The 16086-nt window shown below is 48.1% G+C and carries 14 protein-coding genes; 6 read left to right on the top strand and 8 right to left on the bottom strand.

The window, feature by feature from the left end; all coding sequences use genetic code 11:
• The first annotated feature begins 36 nt into the window (after window positions 1-36).
• Complete coding sequence (locus CVT49_07025) at window positions 37-1290, top strand: GNAT family N-acetyltransferase (protein PKK83764.1); 1254 nt, start codon at window positions 37-39, stop codon at window positions 1288-1290.
• 76 nt (window positions 1291-1366) lie between these two features.
• On the opposite strand, the gene bshB1 is transcribed toward CVT49_07025, so the two are convergent.
• The 8 genes from bshB1 to CVT49_06985 all read right to left on the bottom strand — a co-directional run bounded on the left by bshB1 (window position 1367) and on the right by CVT49_06985 (window position 9702).
• A complete protein-coding gene (gene bshB1 / locus CVT49_07020; GenBank protein PKK83763.1) occupies window positions 1367-2065 on the bottom strand; it encodes a bacillithiol biosynthesis deacetylase BshB1 in 699 nt (232 codons plus the stop codon).
• A gap of 81 nt (window positions 2066-2146) precedes the next feature.
• Window positions 2147-3418, bottom strand: coding sequence for a hypothetical protein (locus CVT49_07015; GenBank protein ID PKK83762.1), 1272 nt, complete (start codon window positions 3416-3418; stop codon window positions 2147-2149).
• A gap of 11 nt (window positions 3419-3429) precedes the next feature.
• A complete protein-coding gene (locus CVT49_07010; protein PKK83761.1) occupies window positions 3430-4992 on the bottom strand; it encodes a hypothetical protein in 1563 nt (520 codons plus the stop codon).
• A gap of 216 nt (window positions 4993-5208) precedes the next feature.
• Window positions 5209-6036 carry a hypothetical protein gene (locus CVT49_07005; GenBank protein PKK83784.1) on the bottom strand — a complete coding sequence of 276 codons (828 nt, stop codon included), beginning with the start codon at window positions 6034-6036 and terminating at the stop codon, window positions 5209-5211.
• Window positions 6037-6052: 16 nt separating this feature from the next.
• On the bottom strand, window positions 6053-6811 hold the full coding sequence (locus CVT49_07000) for an ABC transporter (protein PKK83760.1): 759 nt from the start codon (window positions 6809-6811) through the stop codon (window positions 6053-6055).
• On the bottom strand, window positions 6808-7800 hold the full coding sequence (locus tag CVT49_06995) for an ABC transporter substrate-binding protein (protein ID PKK83759.1): 993 nt from the start codon (window positions 7798-7800) through the stop codon (window positions 6808-6810). The genes CVT49_07000 and CVT49_06995 overlap by 4 nt, the downstream gene beginning before the upstream one ends.
• The gene (locus CVT49_06990; protein PKK83758.1) at window positions 7742-8017 is read right to left on the bottom strand and encodes a hypothetical protein; all 276 of its coding nucleotides are present in this window, start codon (window positions 8015-8017) and stop codon (window positions 7742-7744) included. The genes CVT49_06995 and CVT49_06990 overlap by 59 nt, the downstream gene beginning before the upstream one ends.
• Before the next feature lie 125 nt (window positions 8018-8142).
• On the bottom strand, window positions 8143-9702 hold the full coding sequence (locus CVT49_06985; GenBank protein ID PKK83757.1) for a hypothetical protein: 1560 nt from the start codon (window positions 9700-9702) through the stop codon (window positions 8143-8145).
• Window positions 9703-9764: 62 nt separating this feature from the next.
• On the opposite strand from CVT49_06985, the gene CVT49_06980 reads away from it, so the two are divergent.
• The 5 genes from CVT49_06980 to CVT49_06960 all read left to right on the top strand — a co-directional run bounded on the left by CVT49_06980 (window position 9765) and on the right by CVT49_06960 (window position 15931).
• On the top strand, window positions 9765-10625 hold the full coding sequence (locus tag CVT49_06980; protein ID PKK83756.1) for a hypothetical protein: 861 nt from the start codon (window positions 9765-9767) through the stop codon (window positions 10623-10625).
• A gap of 217 nt (window positions 10626-10842) precedes the next feature.
• Window positions 10843-12408: a hypothetical protein gene (locus CVT49_06975; GenBank protein PKK83755.1), complete on the top strand. Its 1566-nt coding sequence runs from the start codon at window positions 10843-10845 to the stop codon at window positions 12406-12408.
• Window positions 12389-13597, top strand: coding sequence for a glycosyltransferase (locus CVT49_06970; GenBank protein ID PKK83754.1), 1209 nt, complete (start codon window positions 12389-12391; stop codon window positions 13595-13597). Before CVT49_06975 ends, CVT49_06970 begins: the two co-directional genes overlap by 20 nt.
• The gene (locus tag CVT49_06965; GenBank protein ID PKK83753.1) at window positions 13594-14871 is read left to right on the top strand and encodes a hypothetical protein; all 1278 of its coding nucleotides are present in this window, start codon (window positions 13594-13596) and stop codon (window positions 14869-14871) included. The genes CVT49_06970 and CVT49_06965 overlap by 4 nt, the downstream gene beginning before the upstream one ends.
• Window positions 14861-15931, top strand: a complete 1071-nt coding sequence (locus tag CVT49_06960) for a glycosyltransferase family 1 protein (protein ID PKK83752.1) — start codon at window positions 14861-14863, stop codon at window positions 15929-15931. Before CVT49_06965 ends, CVT49_06960 begins: the two co-directional genes overlap by 11 nt.
• The last annotated feature ends 155 nt before the right edge of the window (window positions 15932-16086 follow it).

Below are 16086 nucleotides of genomic sequence, written 5' to 3'. Positions count from 1 at the left end.
GCTGCCGAGGAATCAATTCATGGAGAGAATAGAATTATGAGCCCGATAAAAAGAATAACTGCGGGGCGCTATGCGGAGTTTATTGACATCGTCGCCAATGCCTACCCCGGGATGGGCATCCCGAATACCGATGAAGACAAAAAGCGCGTCCGCGAAAGACTCCTTACGCTGGAAAGAAATGATCCTAAGATCAGGTCATACGGCCTGTTTCGCGACAAAGAGCTGGTGGGCGGCATGCGCCTGTTCGATTTTGATATGACTTTGTTCGAAACCGGTATCACGGTCGGCGGTGTCGGTCTGGTGGCGGTCGATTTGAATCATAAAAAGGAGCGGGTGTGCAAGGAACTGATCGAATTTTTCCATCAGCATTATCTTGAAAAGGGCGCTAGCATGACGGCGCTGTATCCGTTCCGTCCCGATTTTTATCGGAAAATGGGATACGGCTACGGTCCCAAGTTGAGTCAATACAGTATCAGACCGGCTGATCTGCCGCGCGGCAAAACCCGCGAACATATTTGCTTTCTGACCAACAGGGATTTCCCGGCCATGGAAGCCTGTTACAATCGCTTTGCCGCCAAAACGCATGGAATGATGAAACGGATGAAACATGAACTGCCCGGTTTTGAAAGACGCAACCTGCGGATGGTTGGATATAAGAGCGGAAAGAATATTCTCGGCTATATGGCCTTTTCATTCAAAAACCTCAAGAAAGACAATTTCATTCTCAATGATATTATAATCGAGCAGATTATTTACGAAAACCGCGACGCTCTTATGGAAATGATGGCCTTTCTGCACACCCAGGCCGATCAAATCAACGCCGTGGTATTTAATCTTCTCGACGATAATTTCCACTTCCTCCCGTTCGATCCGCGCAATAATTCTCAAAACTTGACCGCCCCGGTGTACCATGAAAGCAACATCCAAGGCGTCGGTCTGATGTATCGAATTATCGATATGAACGGGCTGTTCGCAGTACTGGCCGGACATAATTTTAACGGGCAGAATGTTAAACTTAAAATAGCCATCCGCGACAGCTTCCTGCCCCAAAACGCCGGGGATTATATTGTGCATTTTGCCGATGGCCGGCCGGCTTTGAAAAACAAGGGCGCCTTCCATGTCGGGATCGAAATGGATATTGCCGAGTTCTCCTCGATGCTTATGGGATGTGTGGATTTCAGGTCGCTTTATGATTACGGCCTGACCGAGATCTCGGACATGAAACATCTGGACACGGTCAATCGTCTGTTCCTGGTGGATCAGAAACCGGTCTGCTGGACACAGTTTTAAAGACACCTTTCATTATTATACAAAAGGCCGGATATTTATAGTCCGGCCTTGTCTTTGACTTTTATAGTAAGATGACTCACTTCACCAAATCGAACAGATCAACAATCCGCGTCGGTTCGACATTATAGAAGCCCTGGCCATACTTGCATCCGGCCTGCTGTCCGAAGGCGCGCGCCATCGATTCCAGCGACCAGATATAATCGCGCGTTTTTTCGGGGTTCAGGAACTGCGACTTATGGCATTTGAGCGCCTCGATCCATTGTTCGAAATGTTCGGTGATATCGACAACGAAATTGGGCGTCAGGCCGGGCGGCAGAAAATAATGAAAAACACGCTGGGTGCGATGAACCTCCCCTTCGACCGGCATCTTTATCAAGGTGGCATAATTGGCGGCATTGATGACTATCTGCCCGGCCGCGACATGGTCGGCATGCGACTGCCGCTTGCCGTGACCGACACAGGGATACGGAGCCAGGATAATTTTCGGCTTGTATTTACGGATAAGGTTGGCCAGCTCGGTACGTCTTTCATAGGTATCGAACAGCTTGCAGTCACCCCAGTCAAATGTTTCTATCAGATCGGAGCCGAGCACTCTGGCGGCGTTGATCGACTCTTCGGCCCGGATTTCCGGCGTGCCGCCGGTGCCCATCTCGCCATGCGTCAGATAAACGATACCGGTTTTATAACCGCGCTTGTTGAGATCAATCAGGACCCCGCCGGTTCCGACCTCGACATCATCCGGGTGGGCCCCGATCGATATTAAATCATATTCCATACTATATCCTTATCTGTTAATAAAAAACCGGAAGAGGATTTCGGCCTCTTCCGGTAAATATACGAAACATTGATAAAAATCTCAGTCAGGATCCGGGAAATTGTCGGAGTGGAATTTCAGGATCACTGGCAGGATATCATAAAGGAATCGCCCGCGGGCGGCTTCATAATCTTCGTAACCTTCATAATTATCCGGTGTCATATCACTGGAAATACCGCGCATATTCAGGTGGCCCTGGAGCCAGCTCGCAAAATTGTATGTCTGAACATTGAAACCGTATTCGTCGTCGTTTGTCGTGAACAGCTTGATGGCCATATCATCGAAACATCCCGGGTTCGCCTCGATAATCGACGACATATTGTTATCCAGCCACATGTTCCAGACGACCTGGCGGATATTACCGGCGGTATCGAACGGCAGGTGGAACTTGATGCCGCCTTCGGGGTTGAGATAAGTCAGAGTATCCTGGACAAAGAAGGTATCGAGCGCGGTCGGCGGATTAAGAGTTACGACATTGTCGAAATCCAGATGCGGCGAAAAGGCGCATGATGCTGCCATAACCATGGTGCGGAGTGGATTGGTGTAAGCGGTATCCAGATCACGATACTGGGCCATCGAGATAAAGCTGTTGCCCAGCGGAGATGCATTCCGAATTACCTGCTTGAAGAGCGGCACAAAACCGCCGGTGCCGCCGGCGCCGTCAAAATCGAGCGGGGCCGAGATGGCACTGACCGAGGAGAAATTATCCGGGAACATAGCCGCGATTCGCATCGCCCCATAGCCGCCCATCTCAAAACCGGAGATGGCGCGGTTAGCGCGCGTGGAATCAAGAGTATTATATACGCCGTCGATATAATCGACGATCGAGCCTTCAAATGAATTGCCCGTAATGGAGCCAATCGCCTCGGCATATTTGCCGCTGAACCAGTTGTCTCCATAGAAAACGCCGCCGTAGCCGGCCGAACCGTCGATACAGACAATGACCATCGGCTTGATGGTACCTTCGAGAATCATCTTGTCGGCAATAGCCACCAGTCCGTGGTTGATATAATAAAAATCATTCCCGCGGAAAGGCGATAGCAGGTAGAGAACCGGATATTTAGTACCCGTCGCAGCATAGTTTGGCGGGACATAGACTTTCAGGTTGATACTCGGAACCTTGCGGACCGGAGTGAACATGGTGAAAGACAGGTAGTCGGACTCAAGGTGACCACCCGGATGCGTGTAAACGCCGGTGAAACCATTGCGGATATTGGGATCAGGTTTCACTATATTCGATTCGCGCTCACTGCAGCCGAAGAAAAGAAGGGCGGCAGTAAGAATCATGAGAACTATACCAAATTTTCTAAACATTACTGGCCCTCCTAAAATCTGTAAGATATACCAAGAACTGTCTGGTAGCTGTCGGCTTTGTAGAAGGCCGAGATATTGTCCATAAGTCCATCGCCGTCGACATCGGTCATATTCGGCACATTGAGATCTTTGTGATGCGTATAGGTGGTCGCAAAATCAAGGTGCCAGAAACCGATTTCCACCCCCAGACCGATACTATAGTTGTACTTCGTATTCAAATCGATGAATTGCGGTATAAAGGTGTCTTCTTTCAGCGCCGTTTGATCGACCGAAAAACCGGCCCGAAGGTCGGCATAGCTGTTGACCTTATAGTCGGCGCCGACCATCATTCGCCCGGCGTCATCCCATTCGATCGGAACCGTAATATCACCCGTCATCAATGCATTGGCCCGGGTAAAGTTTGCACGCGGGAGTCCCACATAATTGGTATATGTAAATTCAAAACCTTCGAACTGCGACCAGAAGATATACTCGCCGTCCACCGCCAGAGTCAGCTTTTCGTTCAGCGTATAAGCAATGCCGGCACCGACCGAATTGGGTGTCTTGAGAGTGGTCTCGAAATCGGCGGTTATGTCGATGATATTACCTTCCAGAAAATATCTCTCTTCTGTCGTATCGAAATAGTTCTCGGCCAGACTGGGATTGCTGCCGAGATAGTAAAGGAATTCCGATTTTCCGCTTATAGTGATCGAACTCTGGCCGGAAAAGGTCAGGCCGAGATTCAAATTATCATTAAAATGATAAAGCATTCCGGCCCGATAGCCGAAGCCCCAGCCGCGGCCGTCATTGTGATACCACTCCGGGATCTTGTCGTAAGGACGATCGGCAATCTGCGACAGGTCGGGATCATCGACATAAGCATAAGGATTATCATGGATAATCATGCTGTTATACGCCAGGTCGCCTCTGAGAAGCGACAGGCCGACGCCGATCGATAGTTTATCCTCTTTAAAGCCTTTGGCCGCAGTGACCTGAAAGGCAACGACATCAAGATTATTGTAGAACTGCTTCGGAGAAATCGCCGCCGTGCTGTAAACGGGTATATTGGCGAACATCTCCCAGCTTTGATTCTGGTCGAAAATCTGCATTATGGAAAAGCCCGTCATGGTCTCGCCCAGGACCGGCAACGGCAAACGGGCCACAATCGCGCCCTGAGGCACATTCAGGACCTCATGTTCGTTATAAAGCTCAATACCGTTATAAAATCCGGACTCATACCCATCCCAGGTGATATCGGTAATCGCCGTATAGCGATTTTCAAAAATGGCCAGGTTCCCGGCAATGTAATTGTCCGGAATAAGATTATACCCGGCCGGATTATAATACGCCGCCGACCAATCATCGGCCAGGGCTCTAAATGCCCCACCCATACCTCTTGCCTTAGCGCCCAGTCCGTCATACGTAAACCCGCTGCCGAAGGCGCTGGGTAATATCAACACGATAAGCATAAGACAATAGGCAAAAAACCTCAAAACTCCCATTCGCATCTCCATATTAAAAAAACTGAACAACTTTTTTCGACCTTCTCCGGACACCCAGCCAATCATCAATGCCCGGTGTTTACCAATTTTCATAACTCCCGGCCTGCCAAACAAAATGCAGCCAAAAAGTTCAGAAAAATTACTATAATCCGACCGGTTTGTCAAGCCCTCGTCGGCTTTTTTTGAAGCGAATAAACCCTACATTTCAGCAGTTTTTACCTCTCTTTTGGTAGAGACGCGCCAAAAGCCGTTTTTGAGCAATTTTTTGACGGGTCAAATTAAACTGAAAATATTATAGAATTGCCGATTCTATGTTCTCCGGCCTGATCGATAAATCCCCGCTCCAACCGCCACCAGCAGATACGCCAGACCCGCGATAAGGATAACGGTCGCGCCGGCCGGAAGATTCGGGCCGTAGCTTACCGCCAGACCGGTTACGACAAAAACAATCGACAAAATCGTCGCCAGGATCATCGTCCCCCACATGGTTCGCGTAAAATGCCCCGCCACCGCGACCGGAAGCGTCAGCAGCGCAATGACCATGACGATTCCGACCACCGTGACCAGTATTACCACCGTCAGGGCAGTCAGACATAAAAGCAAAAGATAATAAAATGAGACATTCAAACCCCGTACCCGGGCGAATTCCTCATCGAAACAGACTGCCGTGAATTGATTATAAAAAAGTATCCCGATCACTATAACGAGAGCATCCAGGCCGGCAATCAGCCACAAATCGGAATGGGTCACCATTAATATATTGCCGAACAGGTAGCTCATCAGATCCTGATTATAGCCGGGTGTTCGGGAAATAAAGATAACCCCGACCGCCATCCCGATGGCCCAAATGGAACTGATGACTGTATCCTCCCGCTGGCGGGATTTCAAACTGACCAGCCCGATTATTATTGCCGCCAGCAGGGCCGCAATAATCGCCCCATACATGGGCTTCAAGCCGTTCCACCGATAGGCCACCGAAAGAAAATATGCCACGCCCATGCCCCCGAGAATGGAATGAGCGATTCCGCCGCCGATATAGGTGATCCGGCGTGTTACGACATAGGTCCCGACAATGCCGCAGGCCACACTGGCCAGCAGCCCGGTCAGAAGGGCATACTGCAGGAAGGAATGATGCATGAGGGCATCAATAAACTCACCCACCGTTTTTCCTCTTTCCGATATGTTTGTCGTGCCGAACCAGGCGCATCTCCCCGCCGAACAATTCACCGATAAAATTCCCCTCCAGTTCGCAGGTCGGATGCTCCGAAACTTTGCGTTTGACGCATACCACTCGTTCGACATTATCGCTCACAAAAGCCGGGTCGTGCGAAACCATGATAATGGTCAGCCGGGAATTCAATATGCGGAGAAGATCATACAGCTCTTTTTCGACCAGCAAGTCAAGATTGGCCGTCGGTTCATCCAGAATGAGCAACTCCGGCTCCACCGCCAGCGCCCGGGCAATCAAAACCCGCCTCTGCTGGCCGCCCGAAAGCGACGAAAACGATTTCCGGCTTAAATCCAGCAGCCCGACTTCATCAAGGACGCTTTCGGCGATTTCCCGGTCACTTTTGCGGAATGGCCCCAACCGCCGGTCATTTCCCAAACGTCCCATCAGGACCACATCGATGACATTTATCGGGAATTGAGGATCGAGTCGCGCGAATTGAGACATATAACCGATTCGGGAGCGCACTTCAGCCGGATGCCGTCCGAAAACCTCGACTTTGCCGGAACGGGGCTGCAACAAACCCAAAATCAGTTTAACCAGGGTCGTTTTGCCGCCGCCGTTGGGACCAACCACCCAGACAAAATCATTTTCATCAATCGTAAGATTGACACTTTCCAGAACCGGGACGCCGTCATATGAGAAAGTCAAATTTTCGATTCGGACCACCTGATTTTTGCTCATTTGCCCCCCAATCCTTCCGCCAGCCGGTCGGCGATATTTCCCAGATTATTCAGGTAATCGCGCGACAGGGGATCGACTTTTATCACTGTCCCGCCGATGGCAGAGGCAATTGTCTCGGCCGTTTTGGTCGAGAACTGCGGCTGAACAAAAATGACCGTGACACTGTCGGCCCGGGCCATGTCGATAAACGAAGCCAACTGTTTGGCGCTCGGCTCCTTGCCCTCTATTTCCACCGCCGTCTGTTCCAAACCATAGCGGTCGGCAAAATAACCGTAAACCGGATGAAAAACAAAAATGTGGCGCCCTTTGTATGGCTCCAATCTGCCTGTAATGGCCGCGTTTATACTGTCCAATTCGGCCTGGAATATTGTTAGATTTTTCTCATAATATGGCTGATGTGCCGGATCGAGTTTTGTCAATTCATCGCATATATTTTTCGAAATTGTTTTTACCGCAATCGGGTCCAACCAGACATGCGGATCAGAGGCGCCGGCCTCATGCTCATGCCCTTCATGCACTTCCCCATGAGATTCCATCGCTCTTAACGCTATTCCATTCTGGGTACCGACAATGTCAAGATCCCTGAATATCTCCCTGATCTTGCGCAACAACTGGTTTTCAAAAGGAAGGCCGATGGCAAAATAAACTTCGGCATGATCCAGGTCGGACATCTGTCGCGGGGTCGGCGCATAAGTCTCGGGCGATTGACCGGGAGCGACCATTACTTCGATATCCACATATTCACCGCCGATGCGCTCGACAAAATATGCCTGGGGCAAAATGCTGACAAACGTATGAAGCTTCTGATTATCAACGGCGTGTCCTGAGGCAGGCGACAAAATCGACAATAGCAGCATAGCCGAAGTAATAGAAAATATATGCCTGGCTCGATTTATTTCTTGTAGCCGTTTCAATTTACTACCCCGGAAGTTATTCCGTGCCATTTTCATTCTGGTGTTCGCAGACAAGATGCCTTTCGTGGCAGTCATGGCATTCCTCAACCCGATGACCGTTCGTGAATTCTTTCCAGTGATCCCTTTGATTGGGGGTCAGAATACCGGTCCCATTGCAGAGCGGACAAACCGAGTCGAGCGCATGCATCACCGCTGAACGGATGAATTCGGAGCGATTGGGAATATCTTTCATGGCTTCCAGCAGCGATTCATCAGCCTTAAATGTCACAATTTCTTTTTTATTTCTCTTCACCTGAAAAACTCTTTTTTTTACAATTCGATTATTATCAAACGCAGGATATTACATTGTATTACCATTTGTCAATAAGCAAAAATGTGTCCGATTGTTCCGAATTACGGCAACTTTCGCAAGTTGTTTTAATCCAGCATGATAGGTTGGCCTGCTCGACTCAGCTCATTAATGGCCCGGTAATAGCCCATCTCGGCCGCTTTTTTCAAATGCAGCTCCGACAGCTTACCGGAGGTGACTTTTGATAAATAATACTGGATTGATGCCTGCGAAGTATCGCGGACCAGCGCCTTATAGAAATTGTCGCGGGCTGATTCAAGATTTTTTATGAGATACATTTGCATACCGGCCACTGCGTACGGTATCGACTGCCCCACTCCATCTTCGCCAAAGGTATCTCGCTGCAACATGAAACGATTTATATTAATGTAGCTGAAATACACGGCCGGATAGTCCGCCAGTCCATAGCCGGAATTATCAAGAGCATCGGCAATAAGTTTGAGATAATCTTTAACATTTCCGTTAGAGAAACCGGCCGGCCGCCGCGCTTCGATTATGCGCCGATTAAGGATATCGAACTGATCCGAAGCAACCCAGGCGGTAACCGGATTCATGATCGAATGCAGGTCGGAAACATGAATGGCTCCCATAAGGTGACCTATCTCATGCAACAGCAGTTGCCCGTTCATACAGGAAATCCATTTTGCGACATCTTCATTGGGAGGCTGTAAACGGGAAACCAGCGAGAAATGTCGGCCAAGGTCCGACAATCCGATCCGTGACGGCTGCACCCGCTTGAAAAAGTCTTCGGGATGAACAGGGTCAAAGACGGCAATGGTAAAAGTATCGGGCCGCTTCGGTTCGGTTTTGAGCAACAGGTTGAAAAAACGCTGAATGCCTTCGAACGAAACCGAATCATCCATCAAACGGCCGAAGCCGACCGGCCTTAAGCCGATACCGAATTGCCTTTGAAGGGACCTCGAAGCATAAGCCAGCGCCAGACGAACATCACTGACGTCCTTATTATCCCACTGATCGGCGGCGGCGGTATTGAGAATCATGTAAAGAGGAATATCCTGCTTGGAATAAAGAATCACCGGCTCAGAGACAGGAAGAAACTCGAGTGCTTCGGAAAGCGCTCTCATTATGACATAGTCCGGCGGTTCGGGCAGAGTCTGATCGGATGACAGAAAGCCGTCGCCATCCCTGACCCATTCTTTTCTGCTCTCGCAGGTAACATTCCGGCTTTCCGGCCACATTTGGCCTGAAGTCAGATTTTTTAAAGAAACGGCCAGCTCGAGCTCGAGAAAACCGCCATATTTGATTTTCTTATTGCCCGTATCAGAGTTTGTCCGGACTTTCGCTGTTTTGAATGTTGGCGTCACATCTATATTCAAGAGATACTGCGCTCCCGACACCGCGCCCGCTTTTATGACAGAATCAATCTTTCCGGCGGCATCTTTCGGAACGAATTCGAAATCCCAGCCGCGGCTCCAGAGATAAAAGTCGAGATGGTTTCTCAGGCTTTGGTCGAGATTTTCGGTGTTATATTCGGGGCCGGAGATTATTTCGTTATATTTGATATTAATCAGCAGTTTCCCCTTTTGGAGGGGAGTCAGAGTTTCCCGGGCAACCGGGTGCAGAGAAAACATGAACAGAATCAATAAACAGGTCGTGAAAATCTTCATGCCGTCCAAAATGAGTTAATCAGACTTGAAAATCAAGCCGTTTTTACCTATTATACGCAGTGATGCCAAAATGGAAATTCATATTTGCCACCGCTCTTATTTTAATAGCGATGATTATCTTCGCCGGATGTGGTGAAAAAAGCGGTGATGCAGGGCAATTAAAACTTGAAGGGCTGAAGGCCCTTGATGCCGGCGACTATAGCAAAGCCATCAATATTTTCAGGGAGGCCCTGAAAATGCAGCCTTCGGACCGCGATCTGCTTTACAACCTTGGTCTCAGTTACAAGAAATTCGATCTTTATGATTCCGCCTATGTTTATCTCAGAAGAGCTAAGGTGCTGAATGTACGCGACCGTGAAATAAATAAGGAAATTATTGAATTGGCCCCGACCTTCGGCGATTACACCGACGCCATTAACGCCATTGCCGTCATGGTCGCCACCGGTGACAACGAGAAAATGTACTGGCCCCGGCTGGCCGAATTAAACTATCGCAACGGGGATATGTTCATGGCGGTCAAATACTGCAAACTGATTATAGACGATGACCCCGAGAACAGGGATTACTATTTATATCTGTCACGGTCGCTGTCGCAATTGGGAAAATTCGAGGAATCCAACGAAACGCTGATGGAGGCGCTGAAAAGATTCGGACCGTCGTCGGAAGGTTATGCCAATATTGCCGTCAATTTTGTCGCCCTGGATAATCTTGATAGGGCCGAGGAAAACTTCCGAAAAAGTATCAATATCAACCCGGACAATATTTCCAGTTGGATAAATCTTGCCAGGGTTCTGGCCGAGCAGGACAGCCGGGCCAAAAAGGAAGAGGCGCTGGAGATTTTCAAAAAGTACCGGGAACAGACCCCTCCGACCTACCTGCTTGACTCTCTCATCCCCGCCCTTGAGGCCGAACTGGGCCGGTAAAACGGATATTATACTGGTTGACTTTAATCCAATAAACATATAATAATAAAATTAACATTAAGGCATGGATGCCGGTTTATTCTTATATTTGTCAAATGGGATATCCGATATAATCCGGATCCCGGTATATGTTCACGGATGAAGATGTTGACCACAAATATATCTTCCTGCCCCGGGCGTTTGATCAGACTGTCAGCAATTACAGGTATTATTAAAAATGAATGACGGATCAAAAAAATCCATACCGGGAATAAAACCATTCTACTTCGACGGCAGCCATCTCGCTCGCAACACAATTTATAATTTGATCGGTTATATATCGCCGATACCGGTGGCACTGATAACAATTCCCATACTGGTCAAAGCGCTTGGGACCGATCGATTCGGGATACTGACCATTGCGTGGATGGTGATTGGTTATTTCAGTTTGTTTGATATGGGGATCGGGCGGGCGACAACAAAATTTGTAGCTGAGTATGCCGCACGAGGTGAATATCACGTCATAAGAAGGCTTGTTACAACATCCTTAATCCTGTTACTACTATTTGGCATAATTGCTGGTGCCATAGTTTTCTTTCTAACTGGTTGGATGGTTACCGTACTCCTGAATATCCCCCCTGATTTGATCGAAGAATCTCGACAGGCATTTTACTTGTTATCCGTTTCAATACCGCTAGTCCTCCTTATAGCGGGGACAAAGGGTGTTCTTGAGGCCCAGCAGAAATTCGGGGTTATCAATGCCATAAAGATACCATCCAGCCTGGCCACGTTGTTGGCGCCAATCATTGTACTTCCTTTTTCTCATAACCTATATCCTATCGTCGGTATGCTGGTTATCAGCAAGGCCATTTCATTAATGTTTTATTCATATTATTGCTGGAAATATCTGGAAAAATCATCTCCCCCATCGCCGCAAGACAAAGGCATGGTTGGGATGCTAATGCGTTTCGGCGGGTGGTTGAGTATTAGTAACATAATCGCTCCAATGATGGGGAATCTTGATCGATTCTTCATTGGTTCAATTCTTACCATGACGGCGGTGACTTATTATGTTACTCCCTATGATATGATAACGAGATCATTTGTCATTCCAATAGGCATTTTGGGGGTTATTTTCCCTGCATTCAGCGCTTATGCCGCGGCCAATGAAAAAAAACTGGTAAGACTGCATAAACAGGCCATAAAATATATTCTTATCGTAATGACTCCGTTGGTAATTGCTCTGATTATTTTCGCAAAACCATTTTTGCAGTTGTGGCTAAGTGAAGAATTCGCTGATCAATCTTCACTTGTCCTGCAAATTCTTGCCGCAGGTGTTCTTTTTTCCTCGGTCGGCAGAGTTCCACTTAATGCCATTCAGGCCCTCGGTCGTCCCGACATCACCGCAAAACTTCTACTATTGGAGTTGCCGCTTTATTTGACTGCTGTTTTCCTGATGACAAGAAATCTTGGCATTTTGGGTGTAGCCATCGTTTGGACATCACATCTCATTATTGAAATGATAATTCTCATAATATTAATCGAGCGTTTGAAACCATTCTCGGAGGCATCAACAAAGGTACTGGATAGATCGATATATTTATGGATGTCTGCTATCGTGGCTGTATCTTACTTAATCTCTTTAATCCCCAATATCCTTTTGATGGCCAGTGCGGCAATTATCTTTGTCAGCGCTACACTATATTTGGCATACATCGTAATTCTTGATGAAGAGGAGCGCTCCGCCTTATTAAATATTATATCAAGAATATCAAATCTTAGAAATGGCTCGTCGCTTGGTTAGTATGAAAAAAATCCTGATCGTTAACAGTCTCTATTATCCCCATGTCACCGGCGGGGCGGAACGCTCGCTCCAGCTTCTGGCCGAAGGGCTGAAAAGAGCCGGCATGGAGCCGGTCATTGTCTCGACCGCCGACCGGGAGCAAATCGATTTTGTCAATGGCATCAAAGTTTATTACCTGAAGATTCCCAACATGTACTGGATGCGCACCGCCAAACAACAGCCGGCATATAAAAAACCGCTCTGGCATCTGATCGACTCATATAATCCGTTTGCAGTATCGAAGCTGACTCACATAATTAACTCGGAAAAACCGGATGTGATTCACACCAATAACCTGGCCGGCTTTTCGGTCGCGGTATGGAAGGCCGCTCGAAAGTCGAATGTTCCGATCGTCCATACCATCCGGGATCATTATCTTCTGTGCCCCAACTCGACCATGTACCGAAATGATAAAAATTGCTCCAAACAGTGCCTGCGTTGCCGAATGTTGTCGTCGCCGCGCAAAAGGTATTCCGGTCTTGTCGATGCCGTCGTCGGTGTCAGCCGCTTTATTCTGGAAAAACATCGAAAGCGAGACTATTTCCCTGATGCCAAAATAGCGACACATATATACAATCCCTCCGACTCGGCCGACACGCCCGCTTCCGATAGGAATGACAGCAATGTTGTCACTTTCGGCATTATTGGTCTGCTGGCCCCGATCAAAGGGACGGAATATTTGATAAGGCGATTTGCGTCGATGAAAAACAACCCGGCGAAACTGAAAATATTCGGCCGGGGAATCACCGAAGCATACGAAAAAATGTTGATTGAGCGTTATAAGAGTGATAACATTGAGTTTATGGGATTTAAAAAGCCGGAAGGGATATACTGCGAAATCGACGTCGCCATTATTCCATCATTGTGCGACGACGCTTTTTCCAGGATCAAAATCGAAGCCTATTCCCATGGCCTTCCGGTTATCGCCACCTCCATGGGCGGAGTCCCGGAGACGGTCGATAACGGTAAAACCGGCTACGTGTTCGATCCATCCCTTGAAGGTGACCTGGAGAGTAAAATCGATAAATTTATTTCCGATCCCGGCCTGGCGCGGGCGCTGTCACCCGCCTGCCGTGAAAAGGCCGAAATATTCCACATAGACAAGGTCGTCGGCCGATATACGGATGTTTACTCGCAGGTGATTCGATGAAAAATCTCACCGAAAAAGTACTCTATGTCTGGTTCGGTTTTATCGTTTTCGAAGCGCCGCTGCGATACATATTCTTCAATGCCGGGGCCCCTTTTCTGGTTTATCTCAAGGACATCCTCCTGATCGGGATTTTTGTCTCGTTCGCTCTTGAAGCGACCGTGACGGCAAGAATGAACAAGCTGATGCTGGCTTCACTGACCCTTGTCCTGTACGGCGTTGTGGTCGGCCTGATTAACGGCCTGTCTCCCATGCAAACCGCTTTCGGGATGAAAATCGTCCTCACATTTTTTGTCGGTTTCATGGCTGTCTACACCCTGGGCTTGAAGAAAGAGTTTTTCATCGGCCTGTACCGTCTTTTTGTACCGCTTATTCTGTTCGGGCTTCTTCTGGAACTGCTGTTTGATCTGCCCTGGATCGGGTTCGAGTATGAAGCATATGGAGTCATCATCCCGGGGTCGATTTCATGGTGGACGCTGGACCTGCCGCGTCTGTCCGGCTTTGGACGGGTCTCATATGAAACCGCCATCCTGCTGGTCTGTCTTTCGGCGATGTATCTGGCCGCGAATGTATACGGAAAAAGTCTTCTTGCAGGAAGCTGGAAAATCCTTGATAGAATTTTTCTATTCTTGTCTTTCATCGGCATCATCCTGACCACCGCCAAGTCATCGATCTTTGCCTTCCTGATATTGATCCTGTTTTATTATTTCCTGAAGAAAGCGACCGCCGCCACAAGCCGTTTCAACCGTGTAGCCGGGTTTGTCATCAAGGTTCTTCTGGTTCTGGTTTTGCTCTACGGTGTCATACCACCGGTCCTGGCGGTCACCTCACCCAAAACGGTAACCGGCTATCTCAGCTCCGATGATCTCATCATGGCGGCCATATCGGCCTCATATGTGGAGCGCATGGAAATCATGTGGCCCGATGCCTATAAATTACTATCCGACGGGTACATGTATTTCACCGGCCGCGGCCTGGGCGGAATCGGGGCATCGCAAAAATATTTCGAGCCGGAGCTGTACAATGCCGCCGACAATGTTTATGTTTATCTGCTGGTCGATTTCGGAATTATTATTCTGTTGATGATTTTGGGAATTCTATTCTTCAAAATCATATCCATGAAGATTAATGATCGAAAAAGTGTATTCTTCCTTACATTTGCCCTGATATTTTTCTCCTATGGAGCGACTTTGAATGTCATCGAATCACCCACCCTGATGATCTGCCTCGGCTTTTTGCTGGCTTTGTGGGACAGAGGTGACAACGGTGATAGTTAATGCGCGTTTTCTGACTCAGCGGCTGACCGGCGTCCAGCGCCACGCTATCGAGATGTCGCTGGCGCTTAAAGAAATTCATCCCGATATCAAATTTGTCGCACCGAAAAATATCATTCATAAGGACATTGCAGAACAATTGAAGGCAAAAGTCATCGGGCGTTTCACCGGATATTTATGGGAGCAGTACGAACTTCCGATGTACATGAAAAAGCATGCGTCCGGGAAAATTCTAATCAATCTGGCCAACACCGCCCCTGTTGCTTCTAAAAATAAAGTGGCGACCATTCATGATACCGCCCCGCTGCGCCATCCTGAATGGTATTCATGGAAATTCGCGGCTGCCTATAAACTGCTCATACCGCGCGTGGCGAAATCATCACGAATCATTTTTTCGGACAGCAACTTTTCCAAAAGTGAAATAGCGGATCTTTTTGGAATCGACCACGATAAAATCATAGTCATTTACTGCGGCGTGGGGCAGCAATTTCAAAGTGCCATATCAGATGAACAAAATATATCGCCTGAGGATTATATTCTGTGCGTGGCCTCGCTGGAACCGAGGAAAAATTTCATCCGACTGGTCAAGGCTTTCAATCACTTGAAAAGCCATAATCTGAAACTTGTAATCGCCGGCAGTTCAAGCAGCATTTTTGCGGATAATAAATTGCATAAGATGCTTGATGACAGTAAACGTATAGAATTTACCGGATATATCGATGACGATCGATTAATCGAGCTTTACCAAGAAGCGCGGCTGTTCGTTTACCCCTCGCTGTACGAGGGCTTCGGACTGCCGCCGCTGGAAGCCATGGCCTGCGGCTGCCCGTGTGCTGTTTCGAACGCCGGATCATTGCCTGAAGTGTGCGGCAAGGCGGCGCTTTATTTCAATCCGTATGACCCTGCCGACATCGCCGAGAAGATGGACATGATTTTGTCAGACAATGTTCTTGGCCAAAACTTGATAGAAAATGGTTTACTGCATGCGCAAAAATTCGACTGGAATAAATCAGCCTCGGAACTTCTTGAAGCAATCCTAAGCCTCGATAAACCATCCGATTAGTCCGGCAACCCCCGGCTTATTTTCGAAATTTTTTCCACCCTGCCAAAGAATAAATTTCCTTCTTTATATGTAATATAGTCATCTGGCATTACCTCAATCATCGCAAGGTGTTGCAAGACAATATAATAACATCACTGTTTTCTTCGGCACGGCTG

Source organism: candidate division Zixibacteria bacterium HGW-Zixibacteria-1, from assembly GCA_002838945.1.
In the GTDB taxonomy this organism is placed as follows: Bacteria; Zixibacteria; MSB-5A5; order GN15; family PGXB01; genus PGXB01.
The sequence above is the reverse complement of the archived record's forward strand: the minus strand, read 5'-3'. Positions and strand labels throughout refer to the sequence as shown.